Genomic DNA, 18,056 nt, shown 5'->3' on the forward strand with positions numbered 1-18,056 from the left:
TTTGCGCCACTCGTTCCTCAGTTTATGAAGTCGATGGTCAACTATGGCCTTGAGGCAGGACAACACTCTGGCTTGGCTATGGAAAAGTTTGCTCAAGCAGCCTTGATCGAAACAGCCGACAAAAAAGAAGGCTTACGTGCCTTCCTTGAAAAACGTCCGCCAAACTGGTCTGGCCGTTAATTTCAATCATAAATTACTAGAAGGCTTTGAAGCACTGTTTCAAAGCCTTTTTTGTTTCAAGCTCAAGCAAGTGATACGTAAATGGAGAAGTTCATGGGGAAAACAGCATGGGTTGCTGGCGCAAACGGACTAATCGGTAGTCATTTGGTTTCTTTGCTCAATCAACATCCCGCTTATGAACGTGTTGTTGCTTTCGTCCGCTCACCTTCAAGTGCCTCTTGGGCCAAGCTGCCTAAGGTTGAACAATGGCCAGTCAACTACCGTGAGCTCAGCGCTCCCGAACCCAAAAAAGTAGACGATATATTTTGCGCCCTGGGTTCTACTACTCGTAAAACGCCAAATAAAGAAGCTTACTACGAAATAGATGTCACCTTTCCTTTGAATGTTGCACGGCTAGGTCTTCAGAACGGCGCTCGCTATTATGGCCTTGTCTCTGCGCATGGTGCCAAGGTGAAAGCGTTCTCCTACTATATGCAAATGAAAGGCGAACTGGAACATCAGCTACTTGAGCTCAATTATCCTCATATAGCACTTGCTAGGCCTAGCCTATTACTCGGCGACAGAGGTGAATTTCGTCCAGCTGAAAAGCTAGGTGAAGTATTTATGGGCATACTCCCTGGCAATTTAAAAGCGATTCAAGCTCACGATGTTGCCGCTGCACTGATTCTTGAGGCAAATCGTTCTAAGCGGGGCACACAAGTGCTTAACTCAGCAATGATGCAAGGCGCGATAAAACAGCTAGAAAAGTAAACACCATGGCAAAGAACCCTGAAATCAGTACAGAGCAAATTCAAACTGAAATCGCTGAACTCAACGAGCAAATTCAGACACTCCAATTAGCAACACTTGGAAAAGATAAAGAGCCGTGCATCAGCTATACCCCCTTTCTGAAAACGGGCTCAGCTTACTACATTTTTATCAGTCAGCTTGCGACACACACGCACAATTTACTTGCTCACCCCAGTCTCTCTATTTTGATCATTGAAGATGAAGACAAGAGCAAAAACGTTTTTGCCCGCAAGCGACTAAACCTTAAGTGCAAAGCAGAAGAACTCAAGCAAGAAGACCCTGAATGGAACAATATTCTTGATGGCTTTGAAAAACGTCATGGAAATACAGTGAAGCTGCTTCGCTCTCTACCCGACTTTCATCTATTCAGACTAACTGCGGTTTCAGGTACTTATGTGAAAGGCTTTGGACAGGCTTTTGAGCTGACTGGAGACGATATTAAGCATATCAAAGCTTAAGCAGATTCCCCCTCGAAAAAACTTTCCCCGTGCTAAACCGCCAGCGAGCCGTGGAATGTTCTAACTACGAAGAGTTTCAATCGAGTCTGACCCCGTTGAAAACTTACTCACCCCATTTCGGCATCAAAGACTGTTCCAAGCCCAATTGAGATAAGATACGTGCTACAACAAAGTCGACCATATCTTCGATAGACTTTGGTTGATGGTAAAAACCTGGGCTTGCCGGGAGGATAACTGCCCCCATACGCGTGAGCTTGAGCATATTCTCTAGGTGAATTTCTGAGTAAGGTGCTTCTCTGGGAACTAGTATCAACTGACGACGCTCTTTCAAAGCCACGTCAGCGGCACGTTCGATCAGGTTATTACTTGCTCCCGTTGCGATGGCTGATAAGGACCCTGTACTACATGGGCAAACCACCATTCGACTCGGTGCACCGGAGCCAGATGCTAAAGGAGACATCCAATCCTCTTTGCCAAAAACACGAATCATTCCGGGCTCGGCAGAAAAATGGTCACTGAGGAAGGATTCCATTTGTGCTGCTTGTGCGGGCAACTTATATTCGGTTTCTGTGGCGATTACAATATGCGCTGCCTTGCTCACCATCAGGTAAACCGGCACGCTCTGCTTTAGTAAACATTCAATCAAGCGCAGAGCATACTGCGCGCCCGATGCACCAGTAATCGCTATTGATACCGGTTCGACCACCTTAGTCATTCACCTGTTCCTCTAGCGCTTCCACTAACTTGCCATGAATACCTGCGAAGCCGCCATTGCTCATGATCACAATATGACTTTCACCCGAGAGCTTAGACTTTACCTTATTGATTAAGTCATTAAGGGTATTGCCAAGCTCATGCTTAGTGCTTTGCTTGCTTGCCGTTTGAGCAATCAAGTCATCCAACCAAGTCATATCCGACAAGTCTGCCCAAACCACATGATTGGCCTCTTCAGCACTGGCTAATAGCGTCTGAGCATGAACACCCATCTTCATGGTATTTGAACGAGGTTCGATTAGCGCAATAATCATCTTATCCTGACCAACCTTATTACGCAAGCCAGCCAAGGTGGTTTGGATAGCCGTCGGGTGATGGGCGAAGTCATCATAAACATGTACATCATTAACCGAAGCCAACAACTGCATGCGTCGCTTCACACCACCAAAACAGGATAAGGCCTCGGCACCATGTTTTAGACTTACGCCAACATGGCGAGCAGCCAGCATTGCTGCAACACCGTTTTGAACATTATGGTCGCCAGTCATGTTCCAATCGACTTGTACGGTTTCATTTGCCAAGATCAGTTGAAATGAACTGCCTGACTCACTTAGCTTTTTCCAGATAGCTTTATCTGTTGTACTTTGATCATCAGAAAATACTTCCTGCTCAGACCAGCAACCTTTTTCGATTACCTGATCAATGGCCGTCACATTCTCTGGATAAATTACTCGCCCATTTTCTGGAATGGTTCGAATAACATGGTGAAATTGAGTCTGGATTGCAGCAAGATCAGCGAAGATGTCTGCATGATCGAACTCAAGGTTATTAACAATAAAAGTGCGAGGGCGATAATGGACAAATTTCGAACGCTTATCAAAGAAGGCGCTATCGTACTCATCGGCTTCAATGACAAAGAACGGCGTTTCACCCAAGCGGGCCGAACAAGGAAAGTTTTCAGGCACGCCTCCAATCAGGAAGCCAGGCGACATACCCGTATATTCCAAAATCCAGGCAAGCATACTGCTGGTGGTGGTTTTGCCATGCGTACCGGCAACACCCATCACCCACTTTCCTGGCAAGATATGATCTGCCAAGAAGCCTGGCCCGGAAGTATACTTCAAACCTTGATTGAGAATAGCTTCCAGCAAGGGGTTGCCACGACTGATAGCATTACCGATAACATAAAGATCTGCACCAAGTTCTAACTGATCTACCGAAAAGCCGGAAATTAGCTCAATGCCTTGAGACTCCAACTGCGTACTCATTGGTGGATAAACACCCTGATCACAGCCAGTCACTTTAATACCCATCTCTTTGGCCAGCACCGCCAAGCTTCCCATAAAGGTGCCACAAATACCTAAAATATGAATATGCATGTTGAGTCTCAAGTTGTGAAGGTCATTCGGTAGAGGGCTCGAAGCCCTCTATGTAACAAGGAAGGTTTAGAAAGTCGTCGTACGATCGACTTCAATCGCAGCATCCATTGCTTCCAGTAAGGCTTTGCGTGATTTTAGCTTAGTACCGTGATGAGCCTTCATATTCAGCTTTTTATACTCTTCAGCCAACGCTTTAGCTTCAGTCATTAGCTGATCTGCATCGACAAGCTTATCCAAAAATCCTGCATCAACAGCCGTTTCAACATCAAAGATTTCTGCATTCATTACCGAGCGATTAAAGTAGTTTGTCGGGATACGACCACGCGCCATTTCAATGCCTGCCTGGTGCATTGTCATACCAATCGCCACTTCATTCAGACCTAGCTTAAATGGACCTTTAGCACCAATACGGTAATCGCTACATAAAAGAATAAAGGAGCCTTTGGCAATCGCATGACCGCTACATGCAGCAATAATTGGCGTAGGAAAAGCCAACATTCTACGCGTTAAAGTAGAACCTTCTGCCACAAGCGCAGTCGCATGATCCATACTCTTCTGCATGGTTTTCAAATCATATCCACCCGAGAATATACCTTCCTGACCAGTGATAATAACCACCGCTCCGGTCTCTTCAGCATGATCAAGCGCTTCATTCAATTCTGCAATGACCTGGTGAGAAATTGCATTCACCTTACCGTTTTGAATTTTGATCGTGGCTACTTTATCTTGCAACTCAAACTGTACCAGTTCCATACTAACTCCTAACTATATCTCTTATGTTTTTTGTCCAACCGAGGGTTGTTCGAATTAATGTAATATACGGTCTTCACGCTCTTTTTCTTCAGCTTCGACAATCGATTTAGATAGTGCCCCGGCAGCTTGAACACCCGCACCGATCATTGCTTTCGCTATCGCTGCTTTATGCTCCCCCAAAAAGCCTTCAACCTCTTCTGAAAATTGGATTTCGACCAAGAATTCGCCGTCATCATCCATTCGCTTCAAGGCGAAGCTACCGTTTTCTAATTCAACTATCTCTAAAAATGCGCTACTCATTCAAACTCCAAATTTATATAGAAACCTGCTCACCAGGTAAGTTATATAGTACCTGCGGCCTTCTTTACCATTCTGTTTGTTGCTCTCGCCTTTGCTGAATATAAGTTTTTACTTCTTCAATAAGTTCTAACAAAGTCAGCTCTCTATCACCTTCAATAGCTGTCTCGGTCAAATTAATAACCTCAATTCGAGGCACACTTGCTTCTGTGCTAGCTGCTTGCCTAGAATGCGGCGAATTTTCTCTGTAGAGCAGAGGGTCAACAGATAAAGCCAACAAGCGTTGATACCAACTTCCTTGCTCCTGCTTCTGCGCAAACAGGAACTGGCAATCGGGCATATTCTGCGCCAATTCTGAAGACTCATCTTGCAAGGCGTCAGCAGGGATCTTTAAATAGGCTGATAATTCTTCTAGCCAGGCTTCCCAGGCATACTTCAAACTCAAACTAGCGCCAACAACGGCAGCCTGTGCAAGCGCAGCATTAGTACTTGTCTCTGCCTGCTTTGCTTGTGTTTGTGCTGCATACAAATAAGTGTTCACCCTGCTCTTAATATCACTCACCTAAAAGACTCCGTCGACACACACTTACAGCCCAGAAACCCTGTTAAATTGGATTTCCAGACTAATACCTGAGACTAATAAACGCTCCAGTATACCCCATTCAGAGCATGGGGTCATGACTGCTCTGAATATGGAACTTTAATTATCCTGAAGACTTGCTGAATGGGCATTCATGCACTTTAATTAGTAATCATAAATACATCCCGTGGAAAGACCTTTTCATATGACAACACGCGTCCTGATCTGCGACGACTCCAGCGTAGCTAGAAAGCAAATGGCGAGAACCTTGCCAAGTGACTGGGAAATAGAAGTTTCATTTGCGAAACATGGTGAAGAAGCATTGGCAGCCATTAAAGAGGGTTTGGGAGACATTATGTTTCTCGACCTCAACATGCCAGTCATGGATGGTTATGAAACCTTAGAGCAGATTCAGAAACAAGATTTGCCAACGATGGTAATTGTCGTATCAGGAGATATTCAACCTGAAGCACATGAACGCGTTAAGGCTCTAGGCGCAATCGACTTCATTAAGAAACCTACTTCGACTGAAGCGCTCACAGAGCTACTTGAGAAATTTGGCCTTTACAGAGCACCAGAGCCCTCAGCCGCTCCTGCTACGCCTGCAAGAGCACCGATAATTAAGAAAGGTGAAATCGGCAATATTGGCACCCGCGACTGCATGCAAGAAATAGCGAATGTCGCAATGGGACAAGCAGCTGACCTACTCGCTCGGCTTTTGAAAGTCTTCGTAAAACTGCCTATACCAAACGTTAACTTGCTCGAAGTTAGTGAGTTAGAAATGGCCTTATCACTCACCGAGCAACAAGACACCTACTCTGCCGTTTGCCAAGGTTTTATCGGTTCGGGTATTAGTGGTGAAGCCTTGCTCAATTTCAGTGATTCAAGTTTTGGTGATATCGCCAAGCTGCTCGACTACAAAGGCGAAGTCGATCGCATGGTTGAGCTTGAGCTACTAATGGAAGTGGCCAGTATTCTAGTGGGCGCCTGTACTAACGGTATTGCCCAACAACTCGACACCACCTTCAGTCAAGGGCACCCGGTTGTTTTAGGGCAGCATGTCAAAGTAAGTGAATTGATCAAAGCCAATGCCAAGCGCTGGAAGAAAACACTCGCCATTGAAATCACTTACGAAATTGAAAACTACAACATTAGTTGCGACCTGTTATTACTGTTCACTGAAGATTCACTGGACAATTTGAACAAACGACTTTCCTACTTGATGGATTAATAGCCGAACTATGGAACGATCACAGATAGATATAAAAGAATTTCACTGGCTGATGGATATGCTGCAAACCATCGATGTCGGCCTCGTGGTACTGGATCGCAACTTTAGCATTAAAGTTTGGAACAGTTTCATGGAGAGCCATAGCGGCATAACTCCATTGCAGACCAAAGACAAGAATCTCTTTGACTTATTCCCTGATTTGCCCAGAGATTGGCTAGAGCATAAATCTAATTCAGTGTTTATGTTAAAAAACCGCTCCTTTATGACCTGGGAGCAGCGACCTTATCTGTTCAAATTCAAAAACTACCGCCCAATTACCGGCACAGAACCATTCATGTACCAAAACGTGACCATCTCACCTTTGGTATCTGCTGATGGAACGGTAAACCATATCGCTATCATTCTCTATGACGTGACTGATATTGCCGCGAACCGGAACGCACTGGAACGAGCGAACTCTGAATTAGAAATGCTGAGTCGAACTGATCGCCTGACTCGGCTAAACAATCGAGGTTATTGGGAAGAGTGCCTAGAAGCAGAGTTTAGCCGTTATAAGCGCTATCACACGACTTGCTCTGTCATTATGTTTGATATTGACCACTTCAAGAAGGTAAATGACACCTATGGTCACCAAGCCGGCGATGAAGTAATCAGGCAAGTTTCTCAGGCACTTCGGGATAACCTTCGTAAAACTGATATTGCCGGCCGCTACGGTGGTGAAGAGTTTGGCGTTATTCTTGGTAACACCGATGCCGAACATTCCATGGTTTTCTGCGAACGTGTTCGCAAACAGATCGAAGCCATGGAAGTTGTTCATGACGGTAAAACAATCAAATTTACCATTAGCTTGGGAATTAGTCAGGCTGTTGAAGCCACTAGCGACTATATGACCTGGCTTGAACAAGCTGACCAAGCCTTATATGCCTCTAAAGAAGGCGGGCGAAACCAGACCAATACATTCTCCCATAGTTAAAATCTAGCGTGCCGCCGAAAGGTGTGTCGCGCTAGAGATAACGTCATCAACCACGACAATTCTAATAATATTTTGGAGTCACTATGATCCGCCGCTCAAAGTTTCAAAACATAAGCTTTGCTATTCTTGCCGCCGCTAGCGCATCAGCACTTTCCCAAACATTAGCCCCTGCTCAATCCGTATCGCCATTACAAGAAGAAATACAGTGGCTACAGGCAGAGACTTATGTTTCTACGGCAACTAAGACTTTGGAAGATATTAAGAAAAGTGGAGCAAGTGTTACCGTCATTACCGCTGCTGACTTAAAAAGAATGGGTGCGCGCAACCTAATGGACGCACTAAAGCGCGTACCTGGCTTAGGTGTTTACCAAACTAATATGGGAAGGTCTACCCTCGAGATAAGAGGGCTAAAAACAGACTTCAGTGAAAAAGTATTATTTCTAATCAATGGCCACGCTAACAATAACAACCTGGTAAATGGTGGTGCACTAAGCTCTTACAACAACTTTATTGTCGATGACATTAGCCGGGTAGAAATTGTCCGTGGCCCTGGCTCAGCACTCTACGGAGCCAATGCTTTTGTCGCCGTAATTAACATCATCACCAAAACGGCTCAGAATACACAAGAAACAACACTAAGCGCAGGCATCGGAAGTGACCAATCAAGGAAGCTCAATGCATCGTATCGCGATGGTACAGGCCCTTTAAAGATGGTGAACAGATTGTAGCCATCATTTCGGACTACATTATGCCTGTTACCAAAGGCGATAAGTTCTTGATTGACGTTCATGCCATGTTCCCTGATATCATCAAGATAATACTCACGGGTCATGCCGATAGCTCAGCAGTCCAAGAAGCCTATGAACAAGCGAATCTTGCCGCCTGTTTTGGCAAGCCCTGGGAAATAGAGGATATACTCACCTGCTTAAGAGAGCATTTATCCAATAAGTAGCTGTACGGAGACAGAAGTCTAAGCATGGGAATTCGCAACAAACTACTTTTCATCATTGCTAGTGCACTTTTACTTGTGCTTTATGTCAGCACTCACCTTCAAATAAACCTACACAAGCAAGCATTTGATACCGAGTTAGAGAAGCGTATCGTTCTGCTAAAACATAACCTCAACCAACAAGCACTCGTCCAAGCCCAAGCGTTGAGTAGCTCGATCGCAGAAAACCTGGCATCGTTCAATCTTTTTTCTCTAACCCAAATTATTAACGATTCTGTCAACAACACACCAGAGCTGCAGCAAGCTATTTTAGTATCCAAAAACGGCAAAGTATTTATCCACACATCAGATCCGTTGCAGCAACAGCTACCCTATCAGCCGACAAATCATGGCAGCATTAGTCAGGTGAGCATAAAAACCCCTGATAGTATTTCAGTCCTCGGGATTAATAACCCTGAAGACAGCGCTCTTCCGATCTCTTCACTTGAATACCGCGTACCGATAACTATTGGAGAATCCCACTGGGGTGATATTTACCTTCTATATTCGCTGAAAAAACTGAACAAAGTGATCACCCAATCTATTGCAGAAAATACTCAACTACAAGAAGAACAAACGAACAAGGCATTTTATAGTGCCGGAGCGATTTTGTTAGTCGCCTTTGTGCTGATCTCTCAGTTAGCAGAGCGCTTAGTTGAGCCCATAGTGCGTTTAAGCGCTTACACCAAAGAAATTGCAAACGGAAACTTCACTAAAGTCCATAACGCCGCAATAACTGGTACTGATGAAATTGCCGAACTCAGTCATAACTTCACCGACATGGCTAAAAACCTGGAAGAAAATTACCTAGAACAAGCGCAATATAATTTAACGCTTGACGCAAAAGTTAATGAGCGAACAAAGGCGCTGCATAAGAAGAACGAAGAGTTACTTAACGCCTTCAAAAAAGTAGAAGAAAGCCAACAGCAGTTAATATACTCAGAAAAAATTGCAGCACTTGGTCAACTGATCGCAGGTATTGCTCACGAAATCAATACGCCTCTCGGGGCAATAGGCGCATCGGCCAGTAATACCTCTATGAGTTTGGAAGACCACCTTACCCAACTGAAACCTATTCTGGAAAAAAGCCCCGACCCTGACGCTCAAGCACTGAATAAGATCATCTCGCTGATAGGGAGGTCGACGAATAATCATTCCGACTCCCTTAGCACGCGTGAGGAAAGGGCAATTAAGCGCTCTCTATCAAAAGAACTTGCTCCCCATCATCAGGAAGGTGCTGAAGATCTAGCAGAATTGCTATTGGAAATGGGCTTACACGATCAGCTCAGCGCACTAAAACCTGAAATTCTCGACCCTGAAAATAACAAAATCGTTTCCCTCGCTCACTCCCTTACGAGTATTCGAAGAAACAACATGACCATTCATACCGCCATCGCGCGCGTATCAAAAATAGTCTTTGCCTTGAAGAGTTTCTCTCATCAAGACTGCAGCGGAGAAATGATTCAAAGCAATATCAACGACGGCATTAAAACAGTCTTGGTGCTTTACCAGAACCAGTTTAAGCAAGGCTGTGAAGTGCACTTGGACTATGGTGATTTACCCTCAACACTCTGCTACCCCGACGAACTAAACCAAGTCTGGACCAACTTAACCCATAACGCACTTCAAGCAATGCATAATGAAGGTGAATTATCGGTCTCTACCAAAGTACAGGAGGGTAATATTCTTGTGCAGTTCACCGACAACGGTCCAGGAATTCCTGAGGATATCCAAGAAAAGGTATTTTCATCCTTCTTTACCACAAAACCAGCCGGAGAAGGCAGCGGTTTAGGACTAGGAATCTGTAAGAAAATTGTCGATAAGCATCAAGGAAATATTGATTTTGAGAGTGAAGTTGGGCGCACGACTTTCTCGGTAAGTATTCCGATTAGAGTTAAATAGCTCAGAATCGCTAGCCTTTACCCATTTTACTTTTGACTAGGATAAAACAAAAAAAAGGAGCTTGGCCGAAACCAAACTCCTTCTTATTTAACTTGTGTCGAAATGTAATGAACTACTTAGATAAATCCAACAATAGCTTATTCAAACGAGACACAAAGGCACCTGGATCTTTCAGCTGTTCGCCGCTAGCCAAGGCTGCCTGGTCAAACAAGACGTTGGCCAAGTCGTTGAAACGGTCATCATTTTGCTCTTCGTTCAACTTCTGAACCAATGGGTGCTCCGGGTTCACTTCGAAGCTTGGTTTAGTCTCTGGAACAGCCTGACCAGCTGCTTCCATGATCTTCTTCATTTGTGCGTCCATATCGTGTGCACCGGCCACCAAGCAAGCTGGCGAGTCAGTCAGACGATTAGTAACACGAACTTCTTCAACCTTGTCGCTTAACAAGTCTTTGATCTGGCCGATCAAGCTTTCATAAGTTTTGCTCGCTTCTTCGATCTGTTTTTTGTCTTCTTCGTCTTCGATATCACCTAGATCTAGCTCGCCTTTGGTGATGTCTTGCAAGTGCTTACCGTCAAAGTCACTCAAGTAAGAAATCATCCAGCCATCAACACGATCACTCAGCACAAGCACTTCAATACCCTTTTTACGGAAGATTTCCATGTGAGGGCTACTGATACCGGCTGCATAGCTCTCAGCGCTAACATAGTAGATCTTGTCTTGGCTCTCTTGCATACGTTCAATGTACTGCGCTAGAGAAACTGTCTGCTTGCTATCCCCTTCAGTGGACGCAAAACGTAATAAACCGGCAACTTTCTCTTTATTTCCAAAGTCTTCAGCCAAGCCTTCCTTGATTACCTGGCCAAACTCATCCCAGAAAGACTGATACTTTTCAGCATCGTTCTTCGCCATCTTGGTCAACATATCAAGAACACGCTTGGTCAAAGCAGTCTTCATACTTTCAACGGTCTTGTCACTCTGCAAGATTTCACGAGAGACGTTCAGCGAAAGATCGCGAGTATCAACAATACCTTTAACAAACCGTAGGTACAGAGGCAGGAACTGCTCAGCTTCATCCATGATGAAAACACGCTGAACGTACAACTTGAGCCCTTTCGGTACATCGCGGTTGTACATATCAAAAGGCGCTTTTGAAGGAATATACAATAAGCTTGTGTAGTCCAATTTACCTTCAACACGGTTATGAGACCAAGTTAGTGGCTCTTGGAAGTCATGAGAAATATGCTTATAGAAAGATTGATACTCTTCTTCTTTGATTTCAGACTTAGACAAAGACCAAAGCGCTGTGGCTTCGTTGACTGTCTCGTCTTTTGGCTCTTCTGGCTCTTTACCTTCTTCAGCAGGCATTGGCTCAGACTTCATCACAACCGGGAAGGCGATATGGTCAGAATACTTCTTAACCAGACTACGTAGCTTCCAGCCGTTAGCAAACTCAGCCTCTTCCTCTTTCAGGTGAAGCACAATCGAAGTACCACGCTCGGCACGCTCGATATTCTCTATGGTGAATTCACCTTCACCTTCGGAGCTCCAGTGAACACCTTCCGCTTTATCTGTACCCGCTTTACGCGTGAATACATCAACTTTCTTGGCAACAATAAATGCGGAATAGAACCCAACACCGAACTGACCAATCAACTGAGAATCTTGCTGGCTATCACCTGTTAGCTTAGACATAAACTCGGCAGTGCCTGACTTGGCAATCGTACCTAAGTGGTTAATGACATCATCACGATTCATACCGATACCGTTATCAGTTAATGTCACTGTCTTGGCTTCTTCATCAAACTCTAGACGAATCTTCAGATCACCATCGTCTTCGTACAAAGAGTTGTTAGATAGCGCTTCAAAACGCAGCTTATCTTCTGCATCGGAAGCATTTGAAATCAATTCGCGTAAGAAGATCTCTTTATTTGAATAAAGGGAATGGATCATCAAATGTAGAAGCTGCTTAACCTCTGTTTGAAAGCCAAGGGTTTCCTGCTTTGCTTCTAAATTATCTTGTGCTGACATATATTTGTTTCTCTCGTTTTTCGTTGTTCAGAAAAATTGATTTGTCGCTTTCCGGCAGCAATTTATCTCAAACTTATGAGAGGGACTGCATTATCAATGCAGCCTTGCTTACCACCGACCTGAAAAGCCTTGAAACCTTATGTGGGGATGGCATTTTTAATTTCAAGTAATTTTTATCGTGTTTTGTTTCGAGCTGTTTCGCGCACAAAGCCAGATTATGGTTTAATGCCCTCCACCTACCTTTACAAAGATAAATTGAGAATCATGTTAAAAGCCCTTACCACACTATTATTCGCAGTTGTTTTGATTATTGGCCTCGGTGCGGCCGCACTCGATGGTTTCTACGGCGGCGGCGATGCCTTCCCTGATAGAAGTGGCCAGCCCCTGCTCCCGGCTGAAGCGCTTATCAAAGTTGCTGACCTGCCCTACCCTCCTGGAAACATCGCAGTCTCGAAAAATGAGCGCATCTTTTTCACTTATCATCCGGAAGGTTTTCCACCCTATAACATCGCAGAACTGGTTGATGGCGAAGCCAAACCATTTGAGTTCGAGTCACCAGCTGGTCTTAACTTGAGTACTGTTCTATCAATGCGTTTAGACAGACAAGGCCGCTTATGGCTACTCGACTATGGTGACCATGGGCAAGAAACACCTCAGATCCTTGCCGTGGATATTGAGTCCCGCGAGGTTGTGCATCATCATCGTTTTAGTTCAGATATTGCAGGGCTAGGCTCACATATGAATGACTTCCAAGTCAGTCATGATGGCACACGCATCTATATCGCCAATGCAAGTATCATAGGTCTTAGCCCATCTATCATCGTTTATGATGTGATAGAACAGCGTGCTCGTATTGCTATTGAAGACCACGACTCGGTCGACCCGGACTACTATGTTCCTCATGTCGAAGGTGTGAAAATGCTGATGTTTGGTGTTTTTGCTATTCGCCCTGGCGTTGACTCTATTGCGCTAGACCGCAACGAAGAATGGCTTTACTTTGCTCCCGTTACCGACGAGAAGATGTGGCGCGTACGGGTAAGTGATTTGAATAATCCTGCACTAAGTGCAGAAGCGCTGAAAACTAAAATCGAAGCTTTTGGTGAAAAGACCATGAGCGATGGCATCACTATCGATGATGAGGACACTCTATACATCAGCGATCTGGAGCATTCGGCTATCATACAGATGCGCTCTGATGGTTCCATACAAACACTTTACAAAGACAAGAAGCTTCGCTGGCCTGATGGTTTCAGCTTCGGCCCGAATGGCTGGTTATACGTTACTGCTAGTGCGCTACAAAGTGTGATAGCCAAGCCTGACCAGTACATTCAAGAAAAAGGCCCTTATCAGATATTTAAATTGAAGACCGATACCACTGCTTACCCTGGGCATTGAGGTTGAATTTCAAAGGGGTCAGACTCGATTGAATTTCAATCGAGTCTGACCCCTTTGAAAAACCTAATCCTCTAACAAAAAATGCGCTCTGGCCAAGGCAATTGGCTTATCGCGGCTTTCTTGCCAGGCGTGAACTTCGACATTAGCAACGCGGCCACCCTGGCGGGTCACATTACAATAGGCATAGGTATCCTGGTTTGCACCGGCACGTAAGTAATCTAATGAAAAATCAATAATTTTGGGAAATTTCAAAGTCGACTGAGATACCAGCAAATACATAGCACTAGACAATTCCATAAAGCCACCAATGACACCACCATGAATTGCGGGAAGAATAGGATTACCAATATTGCCTTCCTTCTGATTTAACTTAAAGGTTAGCTCTCCTCTATCATCCAGGCATTCAATGCCAATCAATTGCGCATAAGGAATAGCTGAGGTCAGTATCTTGTAGTCGCTCTTGTCGCGCGCTTGTATCACCGAATCTTTAAAATCTTCGGGCAGAGAAACCTTGCCAATATTCTTTGATTGATAAACAGGAATATCTTTCGTCATCACATCTAAGGAAGGAATGCCCTTCTCGCCCATACGCATAAAGGTTGCGACACAATGCGCCACAGTCCGGTCAATCTGATAAGCCTCACACTTCATAAACAAGATATTGTTGGTTGAACGGTAGCAGCTTGCTCTCGCGAATACTGACTGCCCCGGTTTTGCCTGGCGCATATAGTCAACACGCAAATCTAGTGTTGGGCAGAGTTCAAACTCCGGCATTGCACATAGCACACCGGCACCTGCGGTCGTATCCATCAAGGTGGTAATCGCACCACCATGAATAACCCCTGAATCTGGGTTACCGATAATCTTCTCGCTGTAAGGCAATTCTAGTATCAGCTCGTTTTCTCTTGCAGAAACAACCTTAATACCCAACTCCTGGCACTGAGCCAATACGCTTACAAAGCTTTCGACTTGGGTAAACAACATGGTTTCGTCTCTCATTCATTCTCTCACAATCAGCGTTACATAATTTAGCTGGGAACGCTTATTCTAGTTAAGCATAAAATGTCAGCTCCTTATCAGCTAACATATTTGAAGCGCCGAAGTATAACCAATGTCACACTTTTTAAGAAATGTAATTAATCAGGAGATTTCCACCTAGCATCCTATTTATAACAATAGTAATTACTCATTTGCTATTGAAAAGAGTGAATCCATTAGCGCAAAATTGACTTACTGTTAACTAGAACCCGGTATTGTCTTATGCGCCCCATTTTTACTTATCTTCTACTCTGCCTAACCTTGCTCTGTAGCGCTTGCTCTGTAAACCCGGTAACCGGAGAAAAGCAGCTAATGTTCAGCTCTTTTTCTGAAGACGTTAAAATAGGCCAGCAACAATACCAACCAGCACAGCAATCACAAGGTGGCGCCTACAACCTTGATCCGAAGCTTAGTGAATATGTCAGCACGGTTGGTATGAGGCTCGCCGCCCTTAGTGATGTCCCAAAACTTCCCTATGAGTTTGTCGTTCTCAATAACTCAGTCCCTAATGCTTGGGCCCTGCCATCAGGCAAGATTGCTATTAATCGTGGCCTGCTCTTAAAGCTGGAAAGTGAAGCTCAACTAGCTGCAGTGCTTAGTCATGAAATTGTTCACGCTGCTGCCAGACACGGCGCCCAGCGTCAGCGTGATAATTTACTGGTTCAAGTCGGCATGGCGGGCCTGGGTTTAGGCTTGGCGAATAATGACTATCGAGACTTAATTATTGGCGGTGCGAACTTAGGGGCAAGGTTAACCACTGCCAAATATGGACGCGACCACGAGCTGGAATCAGACCACTACGGCATGAAATATATGGCTAAGGCTGGCTACAACCTGCAGGGCGCTGTTGAACTTCAAAAGGTTTTTGTCTCACTATCAAAGCAGCAAAAAAGTTCATGGCTTGACGGTTTATTTGCTTCACACCCGCCCTCTCAAGAACGGGTAGAAGCAAATATCAAATACGCTGCCTCAAACCCTGTCAAAGACGCCTTCTCGGGTAAAGAGGCGTATCAACAAGCCATCGCCTACCTCAAGAGTAAACAAGAAGCTTACGACCTGGCAGACCAGGCGAATGCCGCCCTGGCACAAAAAGATTACGACCTGGCGCTTAGCCTTATTTCTAAAGCAAGTAATATAGAACCTAAAGAAGCACTATTTAGCGCCATAAAAGGCGATGCATTGGCCGCTAAGGGAAATAAAGATTCTGCACTTGCGGCCCATATGCGCGCCACAGAGCTCAACCCAAATCAATTTTCTTATTACTTAAAGCGTGCTCAAAGCTATGCCGCTCTAGGCCAATCTAGCTATGCCATTGATGATTATCGCTATAGCATGCGTTTACTACCAACAAGTATTGCTGCCCTACAATTAGGAGAGCTATACAGCGAGTCTCAGAATCAGGAACAAGCACTTAAGTACTATGCACAAGCAGCCCAGGCGCAAGGCGATATAGGTCAACAGGCAAAACTAAAACTGGCCCTAATCGAAATTAAGCAAACACCGGAAAAATACTTAAAGGCCAAGCATGTTCAAGACCCTAAAGGGCCTTTATTGGTGACAATAGAAAACCATAGTCCACTGAACATTGGCGCTCTACAGTTGCGCACGCAGCTAATTGACGCAAATGGAAAAGTAATTAAGATTGAAGAATGGTCAATTAACGAAACGATTCCGGCGCAAAAACGCAGCCCCTACTATCCTGCCAAAGTTGTTTATCACTTAAAAACAGGCGAAAAGGTTAAAACCAGCATTAGCTCGGTGACACTTGAATAGAAACACCAATTAGGAACCGTTTTGTTTGCTTGATATCCATTGGCGAGTATTAGCACCAAGTACCAGTAAAGCCGGTGTTAGAAACAAGGTGAGGACTGTGGCAAACGCCAATCCACCAGCAATGGCACTAGATAACTGAGTCCACCACTGTGTAGAAGGTGCACCAAAAGCTACGTCGCGATTGATAAAGTCGATATTCATCGATAAGACCATCGGTATCAAACCAAGAACAGTGGTTCCTGCAGTCAATAACACGGGTCGCATACGAATCTCACCCGTCATCAAAGCCGCCTGATAAGGGCTAACTCCATTGTTGATATACGAGTTATAGGTATCAATCAATACAATATTATTGTTCACAACGATACCTGCCAAGGCAATGATACCCAAGCCGACCATCACGATACCGAAAGGCTGAGCTGTGATCAGCAGGCCCAGTAAAACCCCCGCGGTTGAAAAGACAATCGCACTCAATACTAAAATACTCTGATAAAAGCTGTTGAACTGTATGACGAGAATCAAAAGCATTAGAAAGATTGCCGTCATAAAAGCCGTACCGAGGAATTCTGCTGTTTCCTTCTGATCCTGTTCTTCCCCTTTTACGGCGATGCGTACATCTGGCTTAAATTCTGACAGATCGAACTCAGCTTGCAGAGCTTGTAGGCGCTCGCTAGGTAGCAGTCCTTCAAGAACATCTGACTGAATCGTAATAGCCCGTTTACCGTCAACCCGTTTTATCGTGCCATTCTTCGGCGCAGGATTCAGCGACACAAAGTTACTAATGGGCACCATGCCTTTTGAGGTTTGGATTCTGAAATTATCAAACTGATTGAGGTTTCTGAACTGTTCAGGGAAGCGAATACTAATATCGACTTCCTCTATCGTATCGTCCGGTCTAAAGTCGGCAACGCGATAGCCGTTCGTAATCATTTGAATGGCGCTACCGATCAAAGCGATATCGGCACCAAAACGTGCTGCGGCCTCTCTATCTACATCTAGTCGCCATTCGATACCCGGTAGCGCTCGATCATCCTCAATATCTTTAAAACCTTCGAGGGCTTCCATCTTTGAGAGGATAAGCTCAACCGCTTGCTCAGTGTGCTCAGGGTAGATTGCACTAACCTGCAACTTGATCGGTTTACCGCCAGAAGGGCCATTCTCTGCTTTGCGAAACTCCAACTTTACACCTGAAATATCAGCGGTCATCGCCTCCATTTCTGTGAGAATTTCTGACGCTACACGCCGCTTATCCCAATCAACAAATTGAAACTGAATTGAACCGATCACATCCTCGGCCATTGCATTCTGAGCTTGATTGAAAGAACGGGCATAAATTGATTCAAGCTCGTTTTTGCCTTCAATCAGACTTAAAAACCGACGTTCAACCTGTTTTAACAAGGCATCTTTTTCATGTATCGATAAGTCACCTCTAGCGTGAATAAGAACCTGCGCGCTATCCGGTTCGACATCTGGAAAGAACTCTACACCCTTTCCGAAAGCCCCATAGGCGACATAACTGAAGACTATGACGCCCAGTGCACCGATAAATGTTAAGCCCGGTCTCTTCAGCAAGGCAC

At 44.8% G+C, this 18,056-nt stretch carries 18 protein-coding genes; 10 read left to right on the plus strand and 8 right to left on the minus strand.

Annotated features, from left to right (window positions below; genetic code table 11):
• From A3763_RS28955 to A3763_RS20120, 3 genes are all read left to right on the plus strand, one after another.
• Window positions 1-180: enoyl-CoA hydratase-related protein (locus tag A3763_RS28955; protein WP_369823149.1), on the plus strand; the 180-nt coding region annotated here is incomplete at its 5' end.
• Between the two features lie 81 nt (window positions 181-261).
• Complete coding sequence (locus A3763_RS20115; RefSeq protein ID WP_082865075.1) at window positions 262-930, plus strand: NAD-dependent epimerase/dehydratase family protein; 669 nt, start codon at window positions 262-264, stop codon at window positions 928-930.
• Window positions 931-935: 5 nt separating this feature from the next.
• Window positions 936-1,427: a HugZ family protein gene (locus A3763_RS20120; RefSeq protein ID WP_068510560.1), complete on the plus strand. Its 492-nt coding sequence runs from the start codon at window positions 936-938 to the stop codon at window positions 1,425-1,427.
• Window positions 1,428-1,530: 103 nt separating this feature from the next.
• On the opposite strand, the gene A3763_RS20125 is transcribed toward A3763_RS20120, so the two are convergent.
• The 5 genes from A3763_RS20125 to A3763_RS20145 all read right to left on the minus strand — a co-directional run bounded on the left by A3763_RS20125 (window position 1,531) and on the right by A3763_RS20145 (window position 5,132).
• Window positions 1,531-2,142, minus strand: coding sequence for a flavin prenyltransferase UbiX (locus tag A3763_RS20125; RefSeq protein WP_068510562.1), 612 nt, complete (start codon window positions 2,140-2,142; stop codon window positions 1,531-1,533).
• Window positions 2,135-3,520 carry a UDP-N-acetylmuramate:L-alanyl-gamma-D-glutamyl-meso-diaminopimelate ligase gene (mpl, locus tag A3763_RS20130; RefSeq protein WP_068510564.1) on the minus strand — a complete coding sequence of 462 codons (1,386 nt, stop codon included), beginning with the start codon at window positions 3,518-3,520 and terminating at the stop codon, window positions 2,135-2,137. The genes A3763_RS20125 and mpl overlap by 8 nt, the downstream gene beginning before the upstream one ends.
• Window positions 3,521-3,586: 66 nt before the next feature.
• Window positions 3,587-4,273: a crotonase/enoyl-CoA hydratase family protein gene (locus A3763_RS20135; protein WP_068510566.1), complete on the minus strand. Its 687-nt coding sequence runs from the start codon at window positions 4,271-4,273 to the stop codon at window positions 3,587-3,589.
• Between the two features lie 54 nt (window positions 4,274-4,327).
• Complete coding sequence (locus A3763_RS20140; protein WP_068509110.1) at window positions 4,328-4,573, minus strand: hypothetical protein; 246 nt, start codon at window positions 4,571-4,573, stop codon at window positions 4,328-4,330.
• A 64-nt stretch (window positions 4,574-4,637) separates the two neighbouring features.
• The gene (locus A3763_RS20145) at window positions 4,638-5,132 is read right to left on the minus strand and encodes a DUF6586 family protein (RefSeq protein ID WP_068552970.1); all 495 of its coding nucleotides are present in this window, start codon (window positions 5,130-5,132) and stop codon (window positions 4,638-4,640) included.
• A 223-nt stretch (window positions 5,133-5,355) separates the two neighbouring features.
• On the opposite strand from A3763_RS20145, the gene A3763_RS20150 reads away from it, so the two are divergent.
• The 5 genes from A3763_RS20150 (at window position 5,356) to A3763_RS20170 (ending at window position 10,244) form a co-directional block, all read left to right on the plus strand.
• Window positions 5,356-6,381, plus strand: a complete 1,026-nt coding sequence (locus A3763_RS20150) for a response regulator (protein WP_068510487.1) — start codon at window positions 5,356-5,358, stop codon at window positions 6,379-6,381.
• 10 nt (window positions 6,382-6,391) lie between these two features.
• The gene (locus tag A3763_RS20155) at window positions 6,392-7,354 is read left to right on the plus strand and encodes a diguanylate cyclase (RefSeq protein WP_068510485.1); all 963 of its coding nucleotides are present in this window, start codon (window positions 6,392-6,394) and stop codon (window positions 7,352-7,354) included.
• A gap of 83 nt (window positions 7,355-7,437) precedes the next feature.
• Window positions 7,438-8,082, plus strand: coding sequence for a TonB-dependent siderophore receptor (locus tag A3763_RS20160; RefSeq protein WP_068510482.1), 645 nt, complete (start codon window positions 7,438-7,440; stop codon window positions 8,080-8,082).
• Window positions 8,083-8,102: 20 nt separating this feature from the next.
• The gene (locus A3763_RS20165; protein WP_068510480.1) at window positions 8,103-8,306 is read left to right on the plus strand and encodes a hypothetical protein; all 204 of its coding nucleotides are present in this window, start codon (window positions 8,103-8,105) and stop codon (window positions 8,304-8,306) included.
• A 24-nt stretch (window positions 8,307-8,330) separates the two neighbouring features.
• Window positions 8,331-10,244: an ATP-binding protein gene (locus A3763_RS20170; protein ID WP_068510478.1), complete on the plus strand. Its 1,914-nt coding sequence runs from the start codon at window positions 8,331-8,333 to the stop codon at window positions 10,242-10,244.
• Window positions 10,245-10,356: 112 nt separating this feature from the next.
• Here A3763_RS20170 and htpG read toward each other — a convergent pair whose 3' ends face one another.
• Window positions 10,357-12,273 (minus strand): molecular chaperone HtpG, encoded by a 1,917-nt coding sequence (htpG, locus tag A3763_RS20175; protein ID WP_068510476.1) that lies wholly within the window; start codon window positions 12,271-12,273, stop codon window positions 10,357-10,359.
• A gap of 264 nt (window positions 12,274-12,537) precedes the next feature.
• On the opposite strand from htpG, the gene A3763_RS20180 reads away from it, so the two are divergent.
• Window positions 12,538-13,668 carry an SMP-30/gluconolactonase/LRE family protein gene (locus A3763_RS20180; protein WP_197470094.1) on the plus strand — a complete coding sequence of 377 codons (1,131 nt, stop codon included), beginning with the start codon at window positions 12,538-12,540 and terminating at the stop codon, window positions 13,666-13,668.
• 63 nt (window positions 13,669-13,731) lie between these two features.
• Here A3763_RS20180 and A3763_RS30210 read toward each other — a convergent pair whose 3' ends face one another.
• The gene (locus A3763_RS30210; protein ID WP_368664571.1) at window positions 13,732-14,667 is read right to left on the minus strand and encodes a PaaI family thioesterase; all 936 of its coding nucleotides are present in this window, start codon (window positions 14,665-14,667) and stop codon (window positions 13,732-13,734) included.
• A 261-nt stretch (window positions 14,668-14,928) separates the two neighbouring features.
• Here A3763_RS30210 and A3763_RS20190 point away from each other — a divergent pair, with 261 nt between their 5' ends.
• Window positions 14,929-16,479, plus strand: a complete 1,551-nt coding sequence (locus A3763_RS20190; protein ID WP_068510471.1) for a M48 family metallopeptidase — start codon at window positions 14,929-14,931, stop codon at window positions 16,477-16,479.
• 9 nt (window positions 16,480-16,488) lie between these two features.
• On the opposite strand, the gene A3763_RS20195 is transcribed toward A3763_RS20190, so the two are convergent.
• The coding region (locus A3763_RS20195; protein WP_197483013.1) for an efflux RND transporter permease subunit at window positions 16,489-18,056 on the minus strand (1,568 nt) is incomplete at its 5' end.

Source organism: Oleiphilus sp. HI0128, assembly GCF_001635365.1.